Here is a 20,607-nt window from a genome sequence, read left to right on the forward strand (position 1 = left end):
TGTAGGAGCGGCCTTGCGCCGCGATGCGCCGCGCGGGCGGCGCTCGATCTCACTGCCACCACAAAAACCACGCCATACACCCATATGACATGAGGTTATCCCCCATTACAGACCAAGGGGTGAAACCCTGCCCCCCGGATGCAGTACAATCGCCCCTTTTTCTTGGCAACGAGTCGAAGCCAATGATCGAACCCAAGCGCGTCCTGCGCGCCCTAGCCGAACACTGGGCCCTGATCGAGCCGCTGTGCGAGCGTTTCGACCAGGGCACCCTGAGCCTGGTCGAGCTGCGCCAGCATGTGGCCCGCCAGCAAGTAGAAAGCACCCCGCAGGACATCACCCAGCTGCTCGACGTGTGGATCCGCCTGGACATCCTGGTCCCGGTGGCCAAAAGCCCGAACCGTTTCGAGCTCAATGCGCAGATACACGACTTTCTCGCCTACCTGCGCCGCGAGCACCGGCTGGGCCTGTGCCTGGAGATCGAAGCCTACCTGCGCCACCTGGAACGCCTTGCCGGGCACATCCAGGACGCCTTCGACAACCGCGACAGCGACGACCTGGCGCGCCAGCTGCGCCTGCTCGACATGCGCGTGCGCGATGTGCTCAAAAAGCTCGACAACGACGAGCAGGCGCTGGTGGCGGTGGCCGAACGGGCCAAGACCAGCAACCGCCAGATCCCGCTGCGCCAGCGCTATGCCGAGGTCCTGGCCACCTGGGACGAGTACGTCGAGCCGATGATCCAGCTGGTCAACGCCGACGGCGCCTTCGAGCAAGGCGTGCGCAAGGTCGAGACCGTGCTGCTCAAGCTGCTGGGCGAACAGGCGCGCCTGGGCCACCTGGTCGATGACGACATGCTGCTGCGCACCCATGCGCGCATCCTGGAGATGCAGACCAACGCTCAGCTCACCCTGCGCCACGCCCGCGAACTGCTGTTGCCGCTGCGCGAAGAAGCCCGTCGGCACAACGCCGTGACCCGTGGCGCCGCACTGGCCCTGTCGGTGATCCGGCGCAAGGGCCTGGATGCCGTGCCGCAAGCGGCCATGCCGATGTTCACCCGCCCGCAAAGCACCTTCCTCGGCAGTGCCAGCCAGGTCGAAGCCTACGTGTACGCCCTGGCCCGCTTCGAGCCCAAGCCGGCGCGCTTCCCCAAGGCCCACAAGACGCAGTCCGGTGCCCTGCCCCGCGCCCCACGCACGGTCAAGGAAATGGCCGAACGTTGCGAACAGGCGCTGCCCCTGCCCGACCTGATGGTGTGGCTGCTGGAGCAGGAGCCCGAAGGCGCCACCGACGAGTTGCTGTACTGGTTCTCGCGCCTGTCGCGGGAAAAGCGCTTCAAGCGCGAACGCCTGGACCGGCGCGAGTACACCACCCAGGAACACTTGGTCAGCCTGCGCTCGTTCGCCCTGACCTCCAGCCGCGAAGACGCCAACAGCGCGCCTACCGACCCCAACGCGAGCCCAGCCCATGCATCTTGATCTTTCCGAACTAGCCCAGCTCGCGCCGATCTTCCGCGAGCTGTTCAAAGGCTTCCACATCAGCCGTCGCGACCCCGAGCTGTATGCTCAGCTGTCGAACTTCCAGGACCAATACCGCACCCTGTTCAAGGCCCTGGGCTTCGAGCTGGTGTGCGACACCCGTGGTTTCTACTACTTCGTCCCGGACATGACCGCCGCGCAGGTCAACAAGACCGCGCAACGCCTGTCGCTGTTCACCTTCATCCTGGTCGAGCACCTGGCGGACCAGGGCCGCGACCCCATGGCAGTGCTGGACGGCGGCAGTATCGGCCGCGACGAGCTGCCATCGCTGCTGGACAAGTACCGCGACCTGTTCCTGCAGGCCGAGGTGCAGACCGTCGACGAGCTTGAAGAGAAGATCCTGCGGCGCATGACCCAGCTGGGCTTCGCCCACGAAGAAGGCGGCATCTACCGCTTCCTGCCGCCCATGCACCGTTTCCTCGACGTGTGCCTGTCGGTGCAGCAGGACCGCGACCTGGCCGCCACGCTGCACAGCGACCTGCCGCTGCCGACCCCGGTATTGGTCGAGGAAGAAAGCCCCGAGGAACTCAACCGCACCGACGACCCGCTGGACCTCACGCCGTTCGACGGCGAGGAAAGCGAAGAGGACGCCCTGGCCCGGGCCATCCGCGAAGAGCAACAGGAGATTGACGCATGAGCCAGGAACGCTACGGCATCCGCCGCTTTGCACTGCTCAACACTGCAGGCTACAGCCTTGGCCTGTTCCCGCTGGAGCACCCGCTGTCGGTCTACGGCGCCAACAACCTGGGCAAATCGGCGTCGATCAACGCGCTGCAGTTCCCGATCCTGGCACGCATGTCAGACATGAGCTTCGGCAAGTACAGCCTCGAGCAGTCGCGCCGCTTCTACTTTGCCAGCGACACCTCGTACATTCTCTGCGAACTGAGCCTGCCCCATGGCCCCCACGTGATTGGCGTGGTCGGCCGCGGGCCGGGCGGTGGTTTCGGTCACCAGTTCTTCGCCTACAAGGGCGAACTGGACCTGGCCCACTACCAGAAGAACGACACCTGCCTGCGCCAGAAAGAGCTCTTCACCAACCTCGAGCGCCTGGGCATAAAGGCTTACGAGGTCAAGCCCGACGAGCTGCGCCGGCTGCTGGTCGGCGGCCACACGTCGGTTCCGCTGGACCTGACCATGATCCCGCTGCGCTCCACCAGCGAGCAAAGCCTGAAAACCTTCCGCGCACTGTTCATCAACCTGCTGCACATGCGCGAAATCACTGCGGCCAAGCTCAAGCAACTGTTCCTCGATGCCTTCGAGCACAGCCTGCGCTCGGGCAGTGTCGACTACATCGCCGCCTGCGAAGAGGCCTTCCGCGACGTACGCCGCATGGAACAGGACTACAACGCCCTGGTCGCGGCCGGCCCGCTGGTCGAGGCGCTGGCGGGCGGCGTGGCCCAGCGTGACATCCTGCGCGGCAAGCTGCACCGCATTTCCCCGGTGCTCGACACCTTGCTGGGCACCTGGCAGGAATACGCCATGGCGCGCAAGGAAGAGCTGGTGATCCAGGCCGAGCACTACCGTGGCGAGCAGGACCGCCTGCAGAACGACCAGCGCGGCGGCACCCAGGAGCTGATGCGCCTGGAGCGCGAAATCACCGGTATCCAGCGCTGGCTGGGTGAGCTGTCGGTCCTCAAGCACCGCTTTGCGCTGGTCGAGGACGTGAAGGTGCTGGAGCAGCAACTGCTGGCAGCCAAGGACGCGCACGACGAACTGGCCGGTGCCCTGGCCCAGTCGCGGCAGTTCAGCGCCGAAGACCTCGACGAGCGTGTGCGCGACCTGGAAAAGCGCCTGAAGCAGGTCAAGCAGCAGCTCGACCATGCCGACAACAACAGCTATGCACGCCTGCGCGAAGAGTTCTCGCAGCAGGACGTCGACCGCCTGATGCGCCTGTTCAACGGTGCGCTGTTCAGCCTGCCACTGGGCGAGCGCGGCATCGAGCTGGACGACAGCGACCTGTGGGTAAAATCGCTGGAAGCGGTGCTCGACGGCTTCAAGGGCGAGCGCTTCGAGGCGCCGGGCCTGGCCATCGACCTGACCAACATCGACCCGCCGGCCCTGCAGGCCCTGGCCGACCGCGCCGCCCTGCGCGACCAGAAAGAGCGCCTGGAGAAAGAGCTGAAACAGCTCAAGACCCAGCAGGCCGTAGCCGCCGACCGCTCGGCCTCCAAAGCCCAGACCGAAACCCTGTATCAGGAAGTGCTGGACGCCCAGAAGGCCCTGGAAGACTACCGCCGCAGCCAGACCCTCGCGGCCGAAGAGCCGGAAAAACTCGAGCAACTGTCGCAACTGGAAGCCGCCCAGGACGAGCTCAAGCGCTCCAGCGACGCGTTCACCGAACGCGTCCAGCAACTGTCGGCCAAGCTGCAACTGGTCGGCCGCCAGCTCGCCGACCTCGAGTCCAAGCAGCGCACCCTGGAAGACGCCCTGCGCCGCCGCCAACTGCTGCCGGCCGACCTGCCCTACGGTACGCCTTTCATGGAAGCCATCGACGATTCGATGGACAACCTGCTGCCGCTGCTCAACGACTACCAGGACAGCTGGCAGAGCCTGCAGCGCGTCGATAACCAGATCGAGGCACTGTATGCCCAGGTGCGCCTGAAAGGCGTGGCCAAGTTCGACAGTGAAGACGACATGGAGCGCCGCCTGCAATTGCTGGTGAACGCCTATGCGCACCGCACCGACGAAGCCCTGACCCTGGCCAAGGCGCGCCGCGCGGCGGTGACCGACATCGCCCGCACCCTGCGCAACATCCGCAGCGACTACGACAGCCTCGAGCACCAGCTGGCGCTGTTCAACCGCGAGATCAACAAGCGCCAGGTATCCAACCTGGAAAGCTTCCGCGTGGTGCTGGCGCCGAACAAGGAAGCGCTCAAGCATATCGACCAGATCATCCACAGTGCCGGCCAGTACGAGGAAGGCGAAACCCTGTCGGTATTCGACCTGACCCAGAGCGCCGAGCAGGACAACAAGAACGAAGAGGCCAAGGAGTACCTGGCGCGCCTGGTGGCGGCCAACCACAACCAACTGGGTTTGAAGGACCTGTTCGAGCTGGCGTTCGAGATCACCAAGGTCAACGGCCAGCCGGTCATCCATGCCGACATCGATGGTGCGGCGTCCAACGGCACCACCATGACCATCAAGGCGTTGACCAACATGTACCTGTTGCTGCACCTGATGGACCGCGACCTGGCCGGCCGTATTCGCCTGCCGTACTACCTGGACGAAGCGGCCGACATCGACGAGCGCAACCAGGCGGCACTGCTGGAAACCAGCCTGCAGCTGGGCTTCGTGCCGATTCTGGCGAGCGTGAAGCCCCAGGTATCGGCACGTGTGGCGATCGACCTGGAAGGTGGCAGCGGGCCGAATGGCATCTACATCGACGAGGCGGACTGGAAGTTCATCAGCCGCTTGGATAAGGTGAAAGCGGTTGTGCGTGAGGATCAGGCCGAAGAGTTGGCCTGAGGAACCTGGGGCCGCTTTGCGGCCCTTTCGCGACACAAGGCCGCTCCCACATTGACCGGCATATGCAGGACCTTTGTGGGAGCGGCCTTGCGTCGCGATGGAGGCCAAAGGCCTCCCGGCCATCTATCAGGCGATCACTGCGCCCAAGGCAAGATCGGAATCGCCGTCACCGCATTCTGTGGGCTGCCCTCGACGATGCGGTCGCTGTACACCAGGTACACCAGGGTATTGCGCTTCTTGTCGAGGAAGCGCACCACCTGCATGGTCTTGAACACCAGCGAGGTGCGCTCCTTGAACACCTCCTCGCCATCCTTGAGCTCACCCTTGAAGCTGATCGGCCCGACCTGGCGGCAGGCGATGGAGGCCTCCGCCCGATCTTCGGCAAGGCCCAGCCCGCCTTTCACCCCGCCCGTCTTGGCCCGCGACAGGTAGCAAGTCACACCTTCGACCTTGGGGTCGTCGAAGGCTTCCACCACGATGCGGTCGTTCGGCCCAAGGAACTTGAACACGGTGGACACCTGGCCGATTTCCTCAGCCCCGGCCAGCATGGGCAAGGCCAACGCGGCAACGGCAATCATCCTTCTCAACACAGCCAAACCCTCAGACCAGAACCAGGTTGTCGCGGTGCACCAGTTCTGGCTCCGCAATGTAGCCCAAGGTGCTCTCGATGGCATCCGAAGGCTGGCCAATGATCTTCTGCGCCTCCAGGGCGCTGTAGTTGGCCAGGCCACGGGCGACCTCTGCACCGTCCGGGCCGACGCACACCACCATCTCGCCACGGCGGAAACTGCCCTGCACGGTTTTCACGCCCACCGGCAGCAGGCTCTTGTTGGCCTGGCGCAGCGCCTGCACGGCACCGGCATCCAGCACCAGGGTGCCACGGGTTTGCAAGTGCCCAGCCAGCCACTGCTTGCGCGCCGCGAGCATGCCGCGCTCGGGTGACAGCAAGGTCCCCAGACGCTCGCCAGCCTTCAGGCGGTCGAGCACGCGCTCGATGCGGCCACCGATGATGATGGTGTGGGCACCCGAGCGGGCCGCCAGGCGCGCGGCGCGCAGCTTGGTCTGCATGCCGCCACGGCCCAGCGCGCCACCGGTGCCGCCGGCCACGGCATCCAGCGCCGGGTCGTCGGCACGGGCTTCGTAGATCAGCTGGGCCTCGGGGTTGTTGCGCGGGTCGGCGTCGAACATGCCATCACGGTCGGTAAGGATCACCAACAGGTCGGCCTCGACCAGGTTGGCCACCAGCGCCGCCAGGGTATCGTTGTCGCCGAAACGGATTTCGTCGGTGACCACGGTGTCGTTTTCGTTGATGACGGGCACCACACCCAGGTCGACCAGGGTACGCAGGGTGCTGCGGGCGTTCAGGTAACGCTTGCGGTCGGACAGGTCGTCATGGGTCAGCAGGATCTGCGCGGTGTGCTTGCCGTGCTCGCCGAAGCTCGACTCCCAGGCCTGCACCAGGCGCATCTGGCCGATCGACGCAGCGGCCTGCAGCTCGTTCATCGCGCTCGGTCGCGAGGTCCAGCCCAGCTGGCTCATGCCGGCAGCAACGGCCCCGGAGGACACCAGTACCAACTCCACGCCCGCCTCACGCAGCGCGACCATCTGCTCGACCCAAACGGCCATGGCCCCGCGGTCGAGGCCCTTGCCATCGGCGGTCAGCAGAGCACTGCCAATCTTCACGACCCAGCGCTTGGCGCCCGTCACCTTGCTTCGCATCTTCTTCCAACCTATGTCGAATCTGTAGATACCGTGGATACAAAAACGCCGCTCCAGAGAGCGGCGTTTAGTGTACTGCAACCGGTCAGTCGCGCACGTAAATGATTTCCGGGCCGTCTTCGTCGTCCTCGAAGTCATCGTCCCAACCGTCATCGTCGCCGATGTCGTGCACGCTCTTGACGCCGGTGCGACGCAGGGTGCGGGCGTCGTCCAGGGCCTGCAGCTGGGCACGGGCTTCGTCTTCGATGCGCTGGTCGAGGTCGGCCAGCTCTTCGGCGTAGGCCGGGTCGTTGGCCAGGCGGTCGGCGCGGTCTTCGAGGTAGCGCATCAGGTCGTGGCTGAGCTTTTCAGTGCCCTGCTTGGAGATGGCCGAAATCACGTAGACCGGACCGTCCCACTGCAGGCGCTCGACCACTTCCTGCACGCGCGCGTCGCGCTCGTCGTCCATGACCATGTCGGCCTTGTTCAGCACCAGCCAGCGCTCACGCTCGGCCAGCGACGGGCTGAAGCGGGTCAGCTCGTTGACGATCACTTCGGCTGCGTCGGCAGGGCTGCTCTCGTCCAGCGGCGCGATGTCCACCAGGTGCAGCAGCACGCGGGTGCGGGCCAGGTGCTTGAGGAAGCGGATACCCAGGCCGGCGCCATCGGAAGCACCTTCGATCAGGCCGGGGATGTCGGCGATGACGAAGCTCTTCCAGCGGTCGACGCTGACCACACCCAGGTTCGGCACCAGGGTGGTGAACGGGTAATCGGCCACTTTCGGCTTGGCGGCCGAAACCGAGCGAATGAAGGTGCTTTTGCCGGCGTTTGGCAGGCCCAGCAGGCCCACGTCGGCCAACACCTTCATTTCCATCTTCAGGTCACGCTGCTCACCCGGCTTGCCTGGGGTGGTCTGGCGCGGTGCCCGGTTGGTACTGGACTTGAAGCGCGTGTTCCCCAGGCCGTGCCAGCCGCCTTGGGCGACCATCAGTTTCTGCCCCGGGGTGACCAGGTCACCGATCACTTCCTGGGTGGAAGCATCGATCACGGTAGTACCGACCGGCACACGCAGGAACAGGTCTTCACCCTTCTTGCCGGTGCAGTCGGTGCTGCCGCCGTTGGCGCCGCGCTGGGCTTCGTGGTGACGGGTGTAGCGGTAGTCGACCAGGGTGTTCAGGTTTTCGTCGGCAACCATGTACACCGAGCCGCCGTCACCGCCATCCCCGCCATTGGGGCCACCGTTCTCGATGAACTTCTCGCGACGGAAGCTCATGCAACCGTTGCCGCCGTCACCGGCCTTGACCCGAATAGATACTTCGTCAACAAACTTCATTAAAACCGCCTCTCGTCGGCAGACGAGCTGAATGACTCAAAAACATGAGGCTCTTGCAAAAATGAGCGCGGCGGCCCCGTACGACCGTAGAAACCAACGCCGGCAACCCAGACAAACAGCTTTGCAAGAGGCTCACCACAAACGAAAAAGCCCCGTCGCATGACGGGGCTTCTGGAGCGACGTCGCGATTAAGCGGCGACGATGCTCACGTAACGGCGCATGAACTCGCCTTTCTTCTCGAACTTGATCACGCCTTCGATCTTGGCGAACAAGGTGTGGTCCTTGCCCATGCCAACGCCGTAGCCAGCGTGGAATTCGGTGCCGCGCTGACGGACGATGATGTTGCCTGGCTTGATAACCTGGCCGCCATACATCTTCACGCCAAGGCGTTTCGATTCTGAGTCGCGACCGTTACGAGTACTACCACCAGCCTTCTTGTGAGCCATGGTTCAATTCTCCAAATAAATTCAGGGGATCTAGGGGATTAAGCCTGGATACCGGTGATTTTGATCTCGGTGAACCACTGGCGGTGGCCCATACGCTTCATGTGGTGCTTACGACGACGGAACTTGATGATGCGAACCTTGTCGTGGCGGCCTTGCGAAACGACTTCGGCCACTACTTTAGCGCCAGCAACAACTGGAGCACCGATGGTGACTTCTTCACCGTTGGCGACCAGCAGGACGCGATCGAAAGTCACGGATTCGCCAGTGGCGACTTCCAGTTTTTCGATCTTGAGGAATTCACCTTCAGCGACTTTGTACTGCTTGCCGCCGGTAACGATTACTGCGTAAGACATGGTATTTCTCCGATAATCCTGCTCACCCAGCGCTTTATATGATGAGTATTGGCTGGCATGGCTGCACAGGGCTGGAACGGCCCGGCGCAATTGCGTAAGGCAGGTGCTGCCCAGGAAGTTAGGGTGCGCGATTGTACGCAACCACGGTTTTGCTTGCAAGTGCCGCCCCCGGCCAGCTGGCACCGCGCCTTGACACACCGGGACCTGCGACCTAGCATGCCGCGCAACCTCACTGGAGCAGCCGATGCAACCCCAAACCTTCTACCGCGCGGTAGCTGATGATTTCAGCGCCGTCGACGAGATCATCAAGAAGCAGCTGACCTCGCGCGTGCCGCTGGTATCGAAGATCGGCGACTATATCACGTCCGCCGGCGGCAAGCGCCTGCGCCCCCTGCTGGTCCTGCTGTGTGGCAAGGCCCTGGGCCGTGAAGGCGACGACCTGCGCCTGCTGGCTGCCACCATCGAGTTCCTGCACACCGCCACCCTGCTGCACGACGATGTGGTCGACATGTCCGGCATGCGCCGCGGCCGCTCCACCGCCAATGCCCTGTGGGGTAACGCGCCGAGCGTGCTGGTGGGTGACTTCCTTTATTCGCGCTCGTTCGAAATGATGGTCGAGCTGGGCTCGATGCCGGTCATGCAGATCCTGTCCAAGGCCACCCGGGTGATCGCCGAGGGTGAGGTGCTGCAGCTGTCGCGGGTACGCGACGCCAGCACCACCGAGGAAGTCTACATGGAGGTCATCCGGGGCAAGACGGCCATGCTGTTCGAAGCCTCCACCCACAGCGCCGCGGCGCTGGCCGAAGCCACGGACGCGCAGCGCGAAGCCCTGCGAACCTTCGGCGACCACCTGGGCGTGGCCTTCCAGCTGGTCGACGACCTGCTGGACTACAAGGGCGACTCGCAGACGCTGGGCAAGAACGTTGGCGACGACCTGGCCGAAGGCAAGCCTACCCTGCCGCTGATCTATACCATGCGCGAAGGCACTGCCGAACAGGCTGCGCTGGTGCGCCAGGCCATTCAGAAGGGCGGCCTGGAAGACCTCGAGCAGATTCGCGTGGCAGTCGAGGAATCGGGTGCGCTGCAGTACACCGCAGAGCTGGCTCGTGATTACGTGAAGCGCGCCATTGCGTGCCTTGAGGTGCTGCCAGCCAGCGAGTACCGCGATGCGCTGGTTGAGCTGAGCGAGTTTGCAGTCGCGCGCACGCACTGACAGACCGAGCCGCTTCTTCGCGGGCTTGCCCGCTTCCACAGGTTGATACCAACACTGTGGGAGCGGGCAAGCCCGCGGTTGCTTTTGTCCGGACATAATCCCTTCTGGAAAAATACCTTTTACAATGCGGGCTTTCTACCGCCCGTCTGTTTGTTTGAGGAACCGAAGTGAGCACTCTGCCACCCTGCCCGAAATGCAATTCCGAATACACCTATGAGGATGGCACTCAGCTGATCTGCCCTGAATGCGCCCACGAGTGGTCGGCCAGCGGCGATGCCGAGGCTGCCAGCGACGAGGTGGTGAAAAAGGATTCGGTCGGCAACATCCTGCAGGATGGCGACACCGTCACCGTGATCAAGGACCTGAAGGTCAAGGGTTCATCCCTGGTGGTCAAGGTCGGCACCAAGGTCAAGAACATCCGCCTGTGCGATGGCGACCACGACATCGACTGCAAGATCGACGGCATCGGCGCCATGAAGCTGAAGTCCGAGTTCGTTCGCAAAGTCTGATTACATGAATTCCGCCAATTGGCGCTTGCTATTCTGATAATAAGAATTATTCTCATTGGAATCGATTTCCAAGGAGAGTAGCCATGACTTATCTGATCGACGCCTGGCTGGACCGCCCTCACCCCTACCTGCGCATTCTTCATCGGGAAACCGGCGAGGTGTGCGCGGTACTCGAAGCAGAAGCCCTCGACGAACTGCGTGACCAGGGCGACCTGGACATGAGCGGGTTGAATTCGAGTGAACCGGGGGTATTGAAGGAGCTGGTGCGCAATCTGTTTCTGTTCTGCTATGCGCGGGCGTTGCGCCCTACGGGAACGGATTGGAATTGAGGTTGGCAGCGCCGGCCTCATCGCTGGCAAGCCAGCTCCCACAAGTACTGCTAACGCGACACCTGTGGGAGCGGGCGAGCCCGCGAATGGGCCGCAAAGCGGCCCCGGCGATCTTACAGAACGTCGAGCAGCTCGACGTCGAACACCAGCACGCTGTGCGGCGGGATGCTGCCCACGCCTTGGGCGCCGTAAGCCAGCTCGCTCGGCACGTACAGGCGCCATTTGCTGCCTGCGTTCATCAGCTGCAGGGCTTCGGTCCAGCCAGCGATCACGCCGCCGACCGGGAATTCAGCCGGCTGGCCACGCTCGTAGGAGCTGTCGAACACAGTGCCGTCGATCAGGGTGCCGTGGTAGTGCGTGCGCACGTTGTCTTCACGGCTTGGCTTGGCGCCGTCGCCGGCAGTCAGCACTTCGAACTGCAGACCGGAAGCCAGGGTAGTGATGCCGTCACGCTTGGCGTTCTCGACCAGGAATTCCTTGCCCGCGGCAGCAGCGGCTTCGGCCTTGGCCGCCGCTTCGGCTTGCATCACTTCGCGGATGACCTTGAAGCTGGCCGACAGGTCGGCTTCGCTGACGCGGCTGTCGGCGCCGTTGAAAGCGTCGGTCAGGCCGGCCAGGATCGCTTCCAGGCTGACGCCTGGTGGTGGGTTGTCGCGCAGCTGGCCGCCCAGCTGACGGCCAATGCCGTAGCTGACGCGGGTTTCGTCGGTGGACAGGTTGAGTTCGGACATTGTCGTGCTCCACTGCAGGGCGCAGTGCAGCCGCGCCCTTGATGAAAAGGGCGAGCAGCCTAGCACACTGGGCCGCCGCGAGCAGCTACCAGGCCAAAGGCTGCGCGCGCGAACAGCCCTGTACGACTCAGTGCTTGGTCAGCTTGTCCAGGTAGCCCATGCAGAACGCCGAAACCACGAAGGTCATGTGAATGATCACGTACCACATCAGGTAGTCGGTGGAGATGTTCTGTGCGTCCATGAACACGCGCAGCAGGTGAATGGACGAAATGGCCACGATCGATGCGGCCACCTTCATCTTCAGCGACGAAGAGTCCATTTTGCCCAGCCAGTTGAGCTTTTCCTTGCTTTCGTCGATGTCCAGTTGCGAGACGAAGTTCTCGTAGCCGGAAATCATCACCATCACCAGCAGGCCGCCCACCAGCGACATGTCGATCAGCGACAGGATCACCAGGATCAGGTCGGCTTCACTGAGGGCGAAGACGTTGGGCAGGACGTGGACCACTTCCTGGAAAAATTTCAGCGCCAGGGCCAGCAGGCCGAGTGACAGGCCGAAGTAGATCGGGGCGAGCAGCCAGCGCGAGGCATACATCGCGTTTTCGAGGATACGTTCCATGAAGTTCGGGACTCATCAGGTGACTAAAAAGCGACGGCGAGTATAGCCAGCCACCTGTTGCAGCAAAAGCCCGATCCAGGCGACCACGACCCCCTGTAGGGCGGCCTTGCGTCGCGATCGGCCCGCAAAGCGGCCCTAGCGCTCGCTCAGGTCTCCGGATGGAACTGGTAGTCCCCCAGGTTCCGGCAGCGCTCGCCGTTGATCCGGCGCAGCTGCGCCTGCAGGTGCAAACACCAGATCTGCGGGTCTTCTGCCACTTGGTACCCGTGCAGGGTCAGGCTGTCGACGATGGCATGCAGCACCGACTCGGCCACCATTGGCCCATGGAACGGCCCCTGGGCCTTGATTGCAGAGGGTTGTTCACCGGCCATGCCGGCGGCGAACAGCAAGGTCCACATGCCGGTGTCGCCGGCCAATGGGCGGATGCTGCATTCGATGCGGGTCACCAGGCCCAGGCACTGGCGTGTGAGGCTGAGGTTGCGCATGGCCGCGTCCCCTCCAATGAGCCTTGTTCAGCCTGAAACCCTCAGGCTGTTTCCATCCTGAACGCTGTTCCTTCCTTAAGTTCCAGCATAGAAGAGGAAAACAGAAAGTTGGAAAACCGGCGCTGAACGGTAGCACATGGCCGCCAGCGCCGGTTTATTGACTCAGGCGGGCTTGGCCTGGGCGATGACTTCCTCAAGGCGCTCCTTTTCCGCCCTTTCGATCTCCTCCTCACTGATCATCTCGGCGATTTCCCGCAGGCGTTCCACCACCCGGGCGTTGACACTGCCCTCGGTGAACTGGCCCTTGTCATCCAGCACCCCGGCCTCTTCACCTACCAGCAGGCTGAGCGCCTCGTCGGCCTGGCTGACGGCGTAGACGTGGAACATGCCGTTTTCCACAGCCTGCAACACACGCTCGTCGAGCATCAGGGTAGCCACGTTGGCACGCGGGATGATGACTCCCTGCTCGCCCGTCAGGCCACGCGCTTCGCACAGGCGGAAGAAGCCCTCGATTTTCTCGTTCACCCCACCCACGGCCTGCACTTCACCAAACTGGTTGATCGAGCCAGTAATGGCGAAGCACTGCTTGAGCGGTGTACGCGACAAGGCCGAGATCAGCGTGCACGCCTCGCCCAGCGAGGCGCTGTCACCGTCGACATAGCCGTAGGACTGCTCCAGGGCGATACTCGCGGAAATCGCCAACGGGAATTCCTGGGCGTAGCGGCTGCCCAGGTAACCGGTGAGGATCATCACCCCCTTGGAGTGGATCGGCTGGCCCAGGTTGACCTCTCGCTCGATGTCGACGATACCGCTGCCGCCCGGGTAAACCGTGGCCGAAATACGTGCCGGCATGCCGAACGCCGAATCGCCGACTTCCAGCACCGTCAGCCCGTTGCACTTGCCAATCGCCGCACCCTCAGTGTCGATCAGGATGATGCCGGCAAGCATGTCGTCCAGTACCCGCTGCGATACCCGGCCGGTACGAGTGGCCTTGGCCTTGAGCGCCCGCTCGATATGGCCGGCGTCAGTCATTTCGTCACCGGCCAGCTGGCGGATGAAGTCGGCTTCGCTGACCAGCTGGAACAGGTCGCCGATACGGGCCGACAAGCGCGACTGGTTCTCCGCCAGGCGTGCGCTGAACGTGGCCAGGCGCGCCACCGCATCGCTGGTCAGCGGCGCCATGCCTTCTTCGTTGGTGCGGGTGCGCAACAGCTGGGCGAATTGCTCCAGGTTCTCGTCGACCATGGGCATGTCTTCGTCGAAGTCGACCAGCACGCGGAACATCTCCTGGAAGTCAGAGTCGTGGTCCTGCAGTGCGTAGTACAGCTGCCGCGAGCCGATGATCACCAGCTTGACATTGAGCGGGATCATCTGCGGCTGCAGGCTGACAGTAGCCACCCGGCCCAGCTCACCGATCGGCGATTCCATTTTCAGCTTGCGCGATTGCAGCGCACGCTTGAGCGCGTCCCACACGAACGGTTCGCCCAGCATCTTCTCGGCTTCGAGGATCAGGAAGCCGCCATTGGCCCGGTGCAGCGCCCCCGGGCGCAACTGGCGATACGAGGTATACAGCGCGCCCTGGTCGGTGCTGTATTCGATGCGGCCAAACAGGTTGTCGTAGGTCGGATGCGGCTCGAACACCACCGGTGCGCCACCGTTGGCGTAGTGGCCCACGACCAGGCTTGGCGCGTATTGCTCTTCCAGCAGCTTGCGAGCAACGGCGTCGGTCTTGCTGTCATCGACCAGTTGCTCGACCACGGTGCGCAGCAGGTTCAATTGCACCGATTGCAGGTAGGCGCAGACCGCGGCGTTCTCGGCGTACTTTTCCGAAAGCGGCGCCAGCAGCGGTTGCAAGGCCAGGGTGATGGTTTCTTCGTTCAGCTGGCGCAACTGGTTGTTCGACTCGCGCTTCCACTGCGGCAGGCTGGCCAACTCCTCGTTCAGCTGCTCCTCGAGCTGGGCGATGTCTTCGTGGAACTGCTCGCGCACCTCTTCCGGCAACTGGGCGAATTCCGCTTCGTCCAGCGCCTTGCCATCGGCCATGGGGGTAAAGGCGACGTTGCTGGAGTCGCGGTACAAGGCCACGTCCTTCTCCAGCGACGCCCGCTCGATCACATCCAGGGCACGGTCATAGCGCTGGTTGAAGGCGCGGTCGATGGCGCCCTTCTTCTGCTGGTACGACGGGTGCTCGAACACCGCCGGGAAGGTGGCCAGCAGGTTGTCGATCAGCCCGCCCATGTCGGCGATGAACTCGGTGGCGGTGCCGGACGGCAGCTCCAGTGCCCGCGGCTCGCGGGTGTCGTCGAAGTGGTTGACGTATACCCAGTCGGCCGGGGTCTGCTGGCGTTTGCCTTCGGCCTTGAGGTAGCGTTTGACGAACGAGAAACGCCCGGTGCCGGGCTCGCCCATCACGTACACGTTGTAACCAGGGCGTGGCATGGCCACGCCGAACTGCAGGGCCTCGACAGCACGTTCCTGGCCCAGGACTCCGCGAAACGGCTCCAGATCGTCGGTATTGGTAAAGGCAAACTGCTCGGGTGAGAAACGCCGGGTCAGGGCTTCAGGCGCAAGACGCAGGCGCGCAGCGACAGGATCGGGCATTGGGTTTCCTTACTTCGGCGGGGCAGATACGCAGCATTCTGGCGCTGCCCGCGCGCGCCTTGCAAGGCTCCAGGGGACTTTATATCGCCGCACCTCACCGCCAGAGCAGGTATTCGAACAGCAAATTTTTCGCAATCAACAACGCAACCTTTAGATCGTGCCTAAACTCCAAGCTGCGCGGGTGGGTGAAATGCTTTCCCGACCTGGCAACCGAGTTGCCAGAAACCCTGACCCTTGGTTATGACAAAGAGAAAAAAGCTATGAAACGGATTCTTCTGGGTACTCTGTTCACCGTGGTCTCGCTCAACGCCATGGCAGAAGCGCCAGGCGGCCCGAACTGCGGCTGGGGCAACATGCTGTTCGAGGGCCAGCGCGGCACGCCGGCTCACTTCCTGGCTTCCACCACCAACGGCACCTCTGGTAACGCCACCTTCGGTATGACCTCCGGCACCAACGGCTGCTCGACCAAGGCTTCGCTGACCTACGGCGGCAAGTCCTGGTTCGCCATGAACGGCATGATGAACGAGCTTTCCGAAGACATGGCCATGGGCCAAGGTGAAGCACTGACCACCTATGCCGTGGTACTCGGCGTGGCCCCGGAAGACCGTGGCTACTTCAACTCGGTCACCCACCAGCACTTCAACCAGATCTTCAGCAGCGCCGACGTCACCGCTGAAACTGTCCACAGCAACACCCTCGCTGTACTGAAGGGCGACCCACGCCTGGCCAAATACGCTACCGAGGCCTAAGCTGCAGCTCCCGCCCCTTCGGGGGCGGGTTTCGCCTTTTTCGGCATCGTTCAGAAGTAGTTGCCCGATATGCTCAAACGCTTCGCTGCCCTCGCGCTGTGTGTCTGCGCCCCTGTTCACGCCGCCCCTGTTCACGCCGCCCCTGTGCTGGATCAAGGCCGCCTCCAGCAACTGGCCAATACCCCCTACTGGATTGCCTTGGGTCATTACGAAACCGCCAAGCTCGGCGGCTGGCGCAGCTATGTGGACGATGACGCGTTCTTCCTGGCCAAAGACGGTGCGCACCACCCCGACCAGGAGCTGCAAGCCACGGTGCAAGCCCTGTACGCCCCGGCCAGCCTCGGCGACAAACATGCCCAGTGCGTATTCCCCGCACGCACCCGCTGGCTGCGTGAGCAGCTGAATTTGCAAGGCTTGCCACAACCGGACTGCCAGGCGTTCAACACCTGGTACAAATCGGTCGACCCGCACAGCGCCGCGCTGATTTTCCCGGCGGCCTACCTGAACAGCCCCTCGTCGATGTTCGGCCACACCCTGCTGCGCATCGACCAGTCCACTACCCGCAGCGACGACACCACGCTGCTGAGCTACGCGATCAACTTCGGCGCCTACATCGAAGGCAGCGACAACAGCATCCTGTATGCCTGGAAAGGCCTGATGGGCGGCTACCCGGGGCTGTTCGCGCTGATGCCCTACCAAGAGAAGCTCTCCGAATACCGCAGCCTGGAAAACCGCGACCTGTGGGAATACCAGCTGGACCTGACCCCACAGGAAACCGGGCGCATGGTCGAGCATGTGTGGGAACTGAAGCAGATTCAGTTCGATTACTTCTTCTTCGACGAAAACTGCTCGTACCGCCTGCTGGAACTGCTGCAGGTGGCCCGCCCAAGCCTGGACCTGACATCGCAGTTTCCGCTGACCGCTATCCCCACCGACACGGTCAAGGCCGTGAAGCAGTCCGGCCTGGTCGCCAGCGAAACCTACCGCCCTTCGCGCGAACGTGAGCTGCTGGCCCGCGCCGAGCCGCTGGACCACAACGAAAAGCAACAGGTGCTGGCGGTCAGCGCCGACACCGCGCAACTGCAGAGCCCTGCGTTCAAGGCGCTGCCCCGCGAGCGCCAGGCGCTGGTGCAGGACGCCGCCTATCGCCTCGAGCGCTACCGTGCCAACGGTCAGGAGCGTGACCCGGGCCAAGCCAAGCGCAGCTTCGAACTGCTGCGGGCGATCAACGGCAACCCGCCCCCGCCGCTGCAGGTAGAGCGCCCCGGCCTGCCCGAAGACGGCCATGACTCACGGACCTGGCAACTGGGGGTGGGCACCCGCGAGGACCGTGCCTACGCCGAGTATGGCCTGCGCATGGCCTACCACGACCTGAACGACAACGCCTATGGCTTCCCGCTGGGCGCCCAGATCGAAATCCTGCAATTGAAGGTGCGCCAGTACGAAGGCAACGACTGGCAGGTACAACGCCTGGACTTGGCCACCATCCGCTCGCTGACCCCACGCAACGCCTTGCTCAAGCCTTGGTCATGGCAAGTGGCTGGCGGCCTGGAGCGGGTACCCGGCAAGCATGATGACGAGGTGCTGGTAAGCCATGTGAATGGTGGCGCCGGCGGCACCTGGCAACTGGCCGATGGCTTGCTCGGTTTTGCCCTGGGCACGGTGCGGGTCGAACGCCACAACGACTTCGCCGAATTCATTGCCCCGGCCGCGGGGTTCAATGGCGGGCTGCTGTGGCGCAACGGGCTGGGCAACATGACCCTGGAGGCCAAAGGTGATTACTTCACCAATGGCGAAGTACGTCGCAGCCTGAGCCTGAACCAGCAATGGGAAATCAGCCAGAACCTGGGGGTGAGGTTGAGTGCTTCGCGTGAGTTCAGCCACCTGGCCACTGCGCAGAATGAGGTGATGCTGGAGCTGAAGTGGTACCACTACTGAAGATTGCGGGTTGCCTGCACAGGCAACAGTGTGGCCCAACCAACTCTTTGACACTGTTTTGACACCAACCCGACAAATCGCCACCTAGACTTGCCCCTATCGACGGGAGGGTCAGGTGGTTATGTCGCGGTACTGGTTCGGCGTGTGCATTGCGTTGTTGCTGTCAGGTTGTGAAACCACACACGAGCAAATGCTCGCCAACGGCTATCCCCCTGCCTATGCCGATGGCTTTCAGGACGGTTGCAGCAGTGGCCACCAGGCCGCCGGCACCATGGCCGGCGACTTTCGCAAGGACGTACCCCGCTACCTGCACGAGCGCCAGTACGAAACCGGCTGGGACGATGGCTTTCGCCAGTGCCAGGCCATGCAGAACACTGAAGAGCAGCGCCAGTACCACGAGCGCTTCTGGGACCAGCGCGACCGCGAGTGGCAGCAGGAAAAGGACCGTGGCGCCGCCAAGGCCTATCGCCACGACTGAGGTCGTTAACGGACATTTCTTTAAACCCGCGGCCTGCCATGATGGTCTTCTGCACAAGGAGGCCTTGCATGAGCCGAGCATTCGTCAATGAGGACCAGGCCGCCGCCCAGGCCGATCAACCGGTAGAGCGGCGCGTCAGTGAGCAACCCAACTATGTGACCGCCAGCGGCCTGCGCCAGTTGCAGGAACGTGTGGCCGAGTTGAATGCCTTGCGCAGCGACCTGCAGGCGCAGGGCGAGCGTGTGGACAAGCAGCGGCTGGCCGATACCGAGCGCGACCTGCGGTACTTCAGCGCGCGGGTGCAGAGCGCCCAGGTGGTACCGCCCGCGACGTCGCACAGCAAGGTGCAGATTGGCAGCCGGGTACGCTTTGTCGACGCGCAAGACCAGGCGCATGAGGTACGGCTGGTGGGCGAGGATGAGGCGGATGCCGGGCGCGGCCTGATCAACTGGGGGTCGCCGTTGGGGCGGGCCTTGCTGGGGGCGGGGCCGGGGGATGAGGTGGTGTGGCAGCGGCCGGTTGGGGAATTGCTGATCGAAGTGACTGACGTGATCGCTGAAGGGTGAGGTGCTTTGTATCGCGACGGGCCGCAGAGCGGCCCCCTGCGATCCCGGATCAAACCACGCCCTGAGCCAACATCGCATCCGCCACTTTGACAAAGCCGGCGATGTTCGCACCTTTCACGTAATTGACCCGGCCATCCGCCTCTTCACCATAATGCACGCAAGCATGGTGGATCGATTGCATGATGTTGTGCAGCTTGCTGTCCACTTCGCCGGCAGTCCACAGCAGGCGCATGGCATTCTGCGACATCTCCAGGCCAGACACGGCCACACCGCCGGCGTTGGATGCTTTGCCCGGGGCATAGAGGATGCCGGCTTCCAGGAAGATATCCACCGCTTCCAGGGTGGTCGGCATGTTGGCGCCTTCGGCCACGCAGATACAGCCGTTGGCCAGCAAGGTACGGGCGTCTTCGGCGCCCAGTTCATTCTGCGTGGCGCACGGCAAGGCGATGTCGCATGCCAGGCTCCAAGGGGTCTGGCCCTTGCGGAACTCCAGGCCGAACTGCTCGGCCAGCTCGCTGATACGGCCCCGCTTGACGTTCTTCAGCGCCATCAGTGCTTCCCACTGGGCATCGGTCAGGCCGGCTTCGGCATACAGCGTGCCTTCGGAGTCCGACATGGAGATCACTTTGCCGCCCAGGTCCATGACCTTGCGCGCGGCATACTGGGCAACGTTGCCCGAGCCCGACACCGCCACGCGACGGCCGTCGATGCGCTTGTCCTGGCGCTTGAGCATTTCCTCGGCGAAATACACGCAACCGTAGCCGGTGGCTTCGGGGCGAATCAGGCTGCCACCGTAGATCATCCCCTTGCCGGTCAGTACCGACGTGAACTGGTTGGCAAGCCGCTTGTACTGGCCAAACATGAAGCCGATTTCGCGGGCACCCACGCCGATGTCACCGGCCGGCACGTCGCAGTCGGCGCCGATGTGGCGGTACAGCTCGCTCATGAACGCCTGGCAGAAGCGCATCACTTCGGCGTCGCTCTTGCCTTTGGGGTCGAAGTCCGACCCGCCCTTGCCACCCCCCATGGGCAGCGAAGTCAGGGAGTTCTTGAAGACCTGCTCGAAGGCCAGGAATTTCAGCACGCTGAGGTTGACCGAGGGGTGGAAGCGCAAGCCGCCCTTGTACGGGCCGATGGCGCTGCTCATCTGGATACGGTAGCCGCGGTTGACCTGCACTTTGCCCTGGTCATCGACCCACGACACGCGAAACAGCACCGCACGCTCCGGCTCGACCATACGCTCCAGGATGCCGGACTGCAGGTAATGAGGGTTGGCTTCCAGGAAGGGCCACAGCGTGCGCAGCACTTCTTCCACTGCCTGATGAAACTCAGGCTGGCCTGGGTCGCGCTGTTGCAGGCGCGCGAGGAAACTGTCGACAGATTCGATCATGGTAGACATCTCACCGAAGATTTTGGACTTATTGGTTTTTCGGGAATGTACCAAGAAGCAATCGCACCGGAACAGGGCGATATGTCGTTTTTCTGAATTTATTTGGTGCGTTTTATATAAGTGTATACAAAAACAGCCGCAATACTGGCCTTCAAACAGCCACACCCGTAAACGG

At 63.1% G+C, this 20,607-nt stretch carries 20 protein-coding genes; 10 read left to right on the forward strand and 10 right to left on the reverse strand.

What is annotated here, in order from left to right:
* Window positions 1-182: 182 nt before the first annotated feature.
* From mksB to mksF, 3 genes are read left to right on the forward strand one after another with little or no spacing between them, the layout of a single operon-like run.
* Complete coding sequence (gene mksB, locus B3361_RS12095) at window positions 183-1,472, forward strand: Mks condensin complex protein MksB (protein WP_009686111.1); 1,290 nt, start codon at window positions 183-185, stop codon at window positions 1,470-1,472.
* Complete coding sequence (mksE, locus tag B3361_RS12100) at window positions 1,462-2,169, forward strand: Mks condensin complex protein MksE (protein WP_054903909.1); 708 nt, start codon at window positions 1,462-1,464, stop codon at window positions 2,167-2,169. The genes mksB and mksE overlap by 11 nt, the downstream gene beginning before the upstream one ends.
* On the forward strand, window positions 2,166-4,997 hold the full coding sequence (gene mksF / locus B3361_RS12105) for an Mks condensin complex protein MksF (protein ID WP_286920232.1): 2,832 nt from the start codon (window positions 2,166-2,168) through the stop codon (window positions 4,995-4,997). Before mksE ends, mksF begins: the two co-directional genes overlap by 4 nt.
* 134 nt (window positions 4,998-5,131) lie before the next feature.
* Here mksF and B3361_RS12110 read toward each other — a convergent pair whose 3' ends face one another.
* From B3361_RS12110 to rplU, 5 genes are all read right to left on the reverse strand, one after another.
* Window positions 5,132-5,575 carry a CreA family protein gene (locus B3361_RS12110; RefSeq protein ID WP_161892746.1) on the reverse strand — a complete coding sequence of 148 codons (444 nt, stop codon included), beginning with the start codon at window positions 5,573-5,575 and terminating at the stop codon, window positions 5,132-5,134.
* 22 nt (window positions 5,576-5,597) lie between these two features.
* Window positions 5,598-6,716, reverse strand: coding sequence for a glutamate 5-kinase (proB, locus tag B3361_RS12115; protein WP_009686107.1), 1,119 nt, complete (start codon window positions 6,714-6,716; stop codon window positions 5,598-5,600).
* Window positions 6,717-6,801: 85 nt separating this feature from the next.
* Window positions 6,802-8,028: an Obg family GTPase CgtA gene (gene cgtA / locus B3361_RS12120; RefSeq protein ID WP_029884881.1), complete on the reverse strand. Its 1,227-nt coding sequence runs from the start codon at window positions 8,026-8,028 to the stop codon at window positions 6,802-6,804.
* 188 nt (window positions 8,029-8,216) lie between these two features.
* A complete protein-coding gene (rpmA, locus tag B3361_RS12125) occupies window positions 8,217-8,474 on the reverse strand; it encodes a 50S ribosomal protein L27 (RefSeq protein WP_003247464.1) in 258 nt (85 codons plus the stop codon).
* 38 nt (window positions 8,475-8,512) lie between these two features.
* Window positions 8,513-8,827: a 50S ribosomal protein L21 gene (rplU, locus tag B3361_RS12130; RefSeq protein WP_003247466.1), complete on the reverse strand. Its 315-nt coding sequence runs from the start codon at window positions 8,825-8,827 to the stop codon at window positions 8,513-8,515.
* Between the two features lie 244 nt (window positions 8,828-9,071).
* On the opposite strand from rplU, the gene B3361_RS12135 reads away from it, so the two are divergent.
* From B3361_RS12135 to B3361_RS12145, 3 genes are all read left to right on the forward strand, one after another.
* Complete coding sequence (locus B3361_RS12135) at window positions 9,072-10,040, forward strand: polyprenyl synthetase family protein (protein ID WP_029884883.1); 969 nt, start codon at window positions 9,072-9,074, stop codon at window positions 10,038-10,040.
* A 167-nt stretch (window positions 10,041-10,207) separates the two neighbouring features.
* A complete protein-coding gene (locus B3361_RS12140) occupies window positions 10,208-10,549 on the forward strand; it encodes a zinc ribbon domain-containing protein YjdM (RefSeq protein ID WP_009686103.1) in 342 nt (113 codons plus the stop codon).
* Between the two features lie 83 nt (window positions 10,550-10,632).
* Entirely contained in the window at window positions 10,633-10,878 is a 246-nt protein-coding gene (locus B3361_RS12145; RefSeq protein WP_054903906.1) for a hypothetical protein, read from the forward strand.
* A gap of 113 nt (window positions 10,879-10,991) precedes the next feature.
* On the opposite strand, the gene B3361_RS12150 is transcribed toward B3361_RS12145, so the two are convergent.
* The 4 genes from B3361_RS12150 to B3361_RS12165 all read right to left on the reverse strand — a co-directional run bounded on the left by B3361_RS12150 (window position 10,992) and on the right by B3361_RS12165 (window position 15,311).
* A complete protein-coding gene (locus B3361_RS12150; RefSeq protein ID WP_009686101.1) occupies window positions 10,992-11,609 on the reverse strand; it encodes an FKBP-type peptidyl-prolyl cis-trans isomerase in 618 nt (205 codons plus the stop codon).
* Window positions 11,610-11,736: 127 nt separating this feature from the next.
* Window positions 11,737-12,225, reverse strand: coding sequence for a TIGR00645 family protein (locus tag B3361_RS12155; protein ID WP_003247486.1), 489 nt, complete (start codon window positions 12,223-12,225; stop codon window positions 11,737-11,739).
* Between the two features lie 146 nt (window positions 12,226-12,371).
* Window positions 12,372-12,710: a hypothetical protein gene (locus tag B3361_RS12160; protein ID WP_009686099.1), complete on the reverse strand. Its 339-nt coding sequence runs from the start codon at window positions 12,708-12,710 to the stop codon at window positions 12,372-12,374.
* A 162-nt stretch (window positions 12,711-12,872) separates the two neighbouring features.
* Window positions 12,873-15,311 carry a Lon protease family protein gene (locus B3361_RS12165; protein ID WP_154211140.1) on the reverse strand — a complete coding sequence of 813 codons (2,439 nt, stop codon included), beginning with the start codon at window positions 15,309-15,311 and terminating at the stop codon, window positions 12,873-12,875.
* Between the two features lie 260 nt (window positions 15,312-15,571).
* On the opposite strand from B3361_RS12165, the gene B3361_RS12170 reads away from it, so the two are divergent.
* The 4 genes from B3361_RS12170 to B3361_RS12185 all read left to right on the forward strand — a co-directional run bounded on the left by B3361_RS12170 (window position 15,572) and on the right by B3361_RS12185 (window position 19,042).
* On the forward strand, window positions 15,572-16,060 hold the full coding sequence (locus tag B3361_RS12170) for a DUF3015 domain-containing protein (protein ID WP_009686097.1): 489 nt from the start codon (window positions 15,572-15,574) through the stop codon (window positions 16,058-16,060).
* A gap of 69 nt (window positions 16,061-16,129) precedes the next feature.
* Complete coding sequence (locus B3361_RS12175) at window positions 16,130-17,998, forward strand: DUF4105 domain-containing protein (protein WP_054903904.1); 1,869 nt, start codon at window positions 16,130-16,132, stop codon at window positions 17,996-17,998.
* A 121-nt stretch (window positions 17,999-18,119) separates the two neighbouring features.
* Window positions 18,120-18,476, forward strand: coding sequence for a hypothetical protein (locus tag B3361_RS12180; RefSeq protein ID WP_009686095.1), 357 nt, complete (start codon window positions 18,120-18,122; stop codon window positions 18,474-18,476).
* A gap of 68 nt (window positions 18,477-18,544) precedes the next feature.
* Complete coding sequence (locus B3361_RS12185; protein WP_029884886.1) at window positions 18,545-19,042, forward strand: GreA/GreB family elongation factor; 498 nt, start codon at window positions 18,545-18,547, stop codon at window positions 19,040-19,042.
* A 49-nt stretch (window positions 19,043-19,091) separates the two neighbouring features.
* On the opposite strand, the gene gdhA is transcribed toward B3361_RS12185, so the two are convergent.
* Window positions 19,092-20,432, reverse strand: a complete 1,341-nt coding sequence (gene gdhA / locus B3361_RS12190) for an NADP-specific glutamate dehydrogenase (RefSeq protein WP_286920233.1) — start codon at window positions 20,430-20,432, stop codon at window positions 19,092-19,094.
* Window positions 20,433-20,607: the final 175 nt, after the last annotated feature.

The sequence above is a fragment of the Pseudomonas sp. UBA6699 genome (genome assembly GCF_002454615.1).
In the GTDB taxonomy this organism is placed as follows: Bacteria; Pseudomonadota; Gammaproteobacteria; order Pseudomonadales; family Pseudomonadaceae; genus Aquipseudomonas; species Aquipseudomonas juntendi.

Coding starts and splice junctions, on each gene's coding strand:
- mksB (WP_009686111.1), top strand. CDS start 183: ATGATCGAACCCAAGCGCGTCCTGCGCGCCCTAGCCGAACACTGGGCC.
- mksE (WP_054903909.1), top strand. CDS start 1,462: ATGCATCTTGATCTTTCCGAACTAGCCCAGCTCGCGCCGATCTTCCGC.
- mksF (WP_286920232.1), top strand. CDS start 2,166: ATGAGCCAGGAACGCTACGGCATCCGCCGCTTTGCACTGCTCAACACT.
- B3361_RS12110 (WP_161892746.1), bottom strand. CDS start 5,575: ATGATTGCCGTTGCCGCGTTGGCCTTGCCCATGCTGGCCGGGGCTGAG.
- proB (WP_009686107.1), bottom strand. CDS start 6,716: ATGCGAAGCAAGGTGACGGGCGCCAAGCGCTGGGTCGTGAAGATTGGC.
- cgtA (WP_029884881.1), bottom strand. CDS start 8,028: ATGAAGTTTGTTGACGAAGTATCTATTCGGGTCAAGGCCGGTGACGGC.
- rpmA (WP_003247464.1), bottom strand. CDS start 8,474: ATGGCTCACAAGAAGGCTGGTGGTAGTACTCGTAACGGTCGCGACTCA.
- rplU (WP_003247466.1), bottom strand. CDS start 8,827: ATGTCTTACGCAGTAATCGTTACCGGCGGCAAGCAGTACAAAGTCGCT.
- B3361_RS12135 (WP_029884883.1), top strand. CDS start 9,072: ATGCAACCCCAAACCTTCTACCGCGCGGTAGCTGATGATTTCAGCGCC.
- B3361_RS12145 (WP_054903906.1), top strand. CDS start 10,633: ATGACTTATCTGATCGACGCCTGGCTGGACCGCCCTCACCCCTACCTG.
- B3361_RS12150 (WP_009686101.1), bottom strand. CDS start 11,609: ATGTCCGAACTCAACCTGTCCACCGACGAAACCCGCGTCAGCTACGGC.
- B3361_RS12155 (WP_003247486.1), bottom strand. CDS start 12,225: ATGGAACGTATCCTCGAAAACGCGATGTATGCCTCGCGCTGGCTGCTC.
- B3361_RS12160 (WP_009686099.1), bottom strand. CDS start 12,710: ATGCGCAACCTCAGCCTCACACGCCAGTGCCTGGGCCTGGTGACCCGC.
- B3361_RS12165 (WP_154211140.1), bottom strand. CDS start 15,311: ATGCCCGATCCTGTCGCTGCGCGCCTGCGTCTTGCGCCTGAAGCCCTG.
- B3361_RS12170 (WP_009686097.1), top strand. CDS start 15,572: ATGAAACGGATTCTTCTGGGTACTCTGTTCACCGTGGTCTCGCTCAAC.
- B3361_RS12175 (WP_054903904.1), top strand. CDS start 16,130: ATGCTCAAACGCTTCGCTGCCCTCGCGCTGTGTGTCTGCGCCCCTGTT.
- B3361_RS12180 (WP_009686095.1), top strand. CDS start 18,120: ATGTCGCGGTACTGGTTCGGCGTGTGCATTGCGTTGTTGCTGTCAGGT.
- B3361_RS12185 (WP_029884886.1), top strand. CDS start 18,545: ATGAGCCGAGCATTCGTCAATGAGGACCAGGCCGCCGCCCAGGCCGAT.
- gdhA (WP_286920233.1), bottom strand. CDS start 20,432: ATGATCGAATCTGTCGACAGTTTCCTCGCGCGCCTGCAACAGCGCGAC.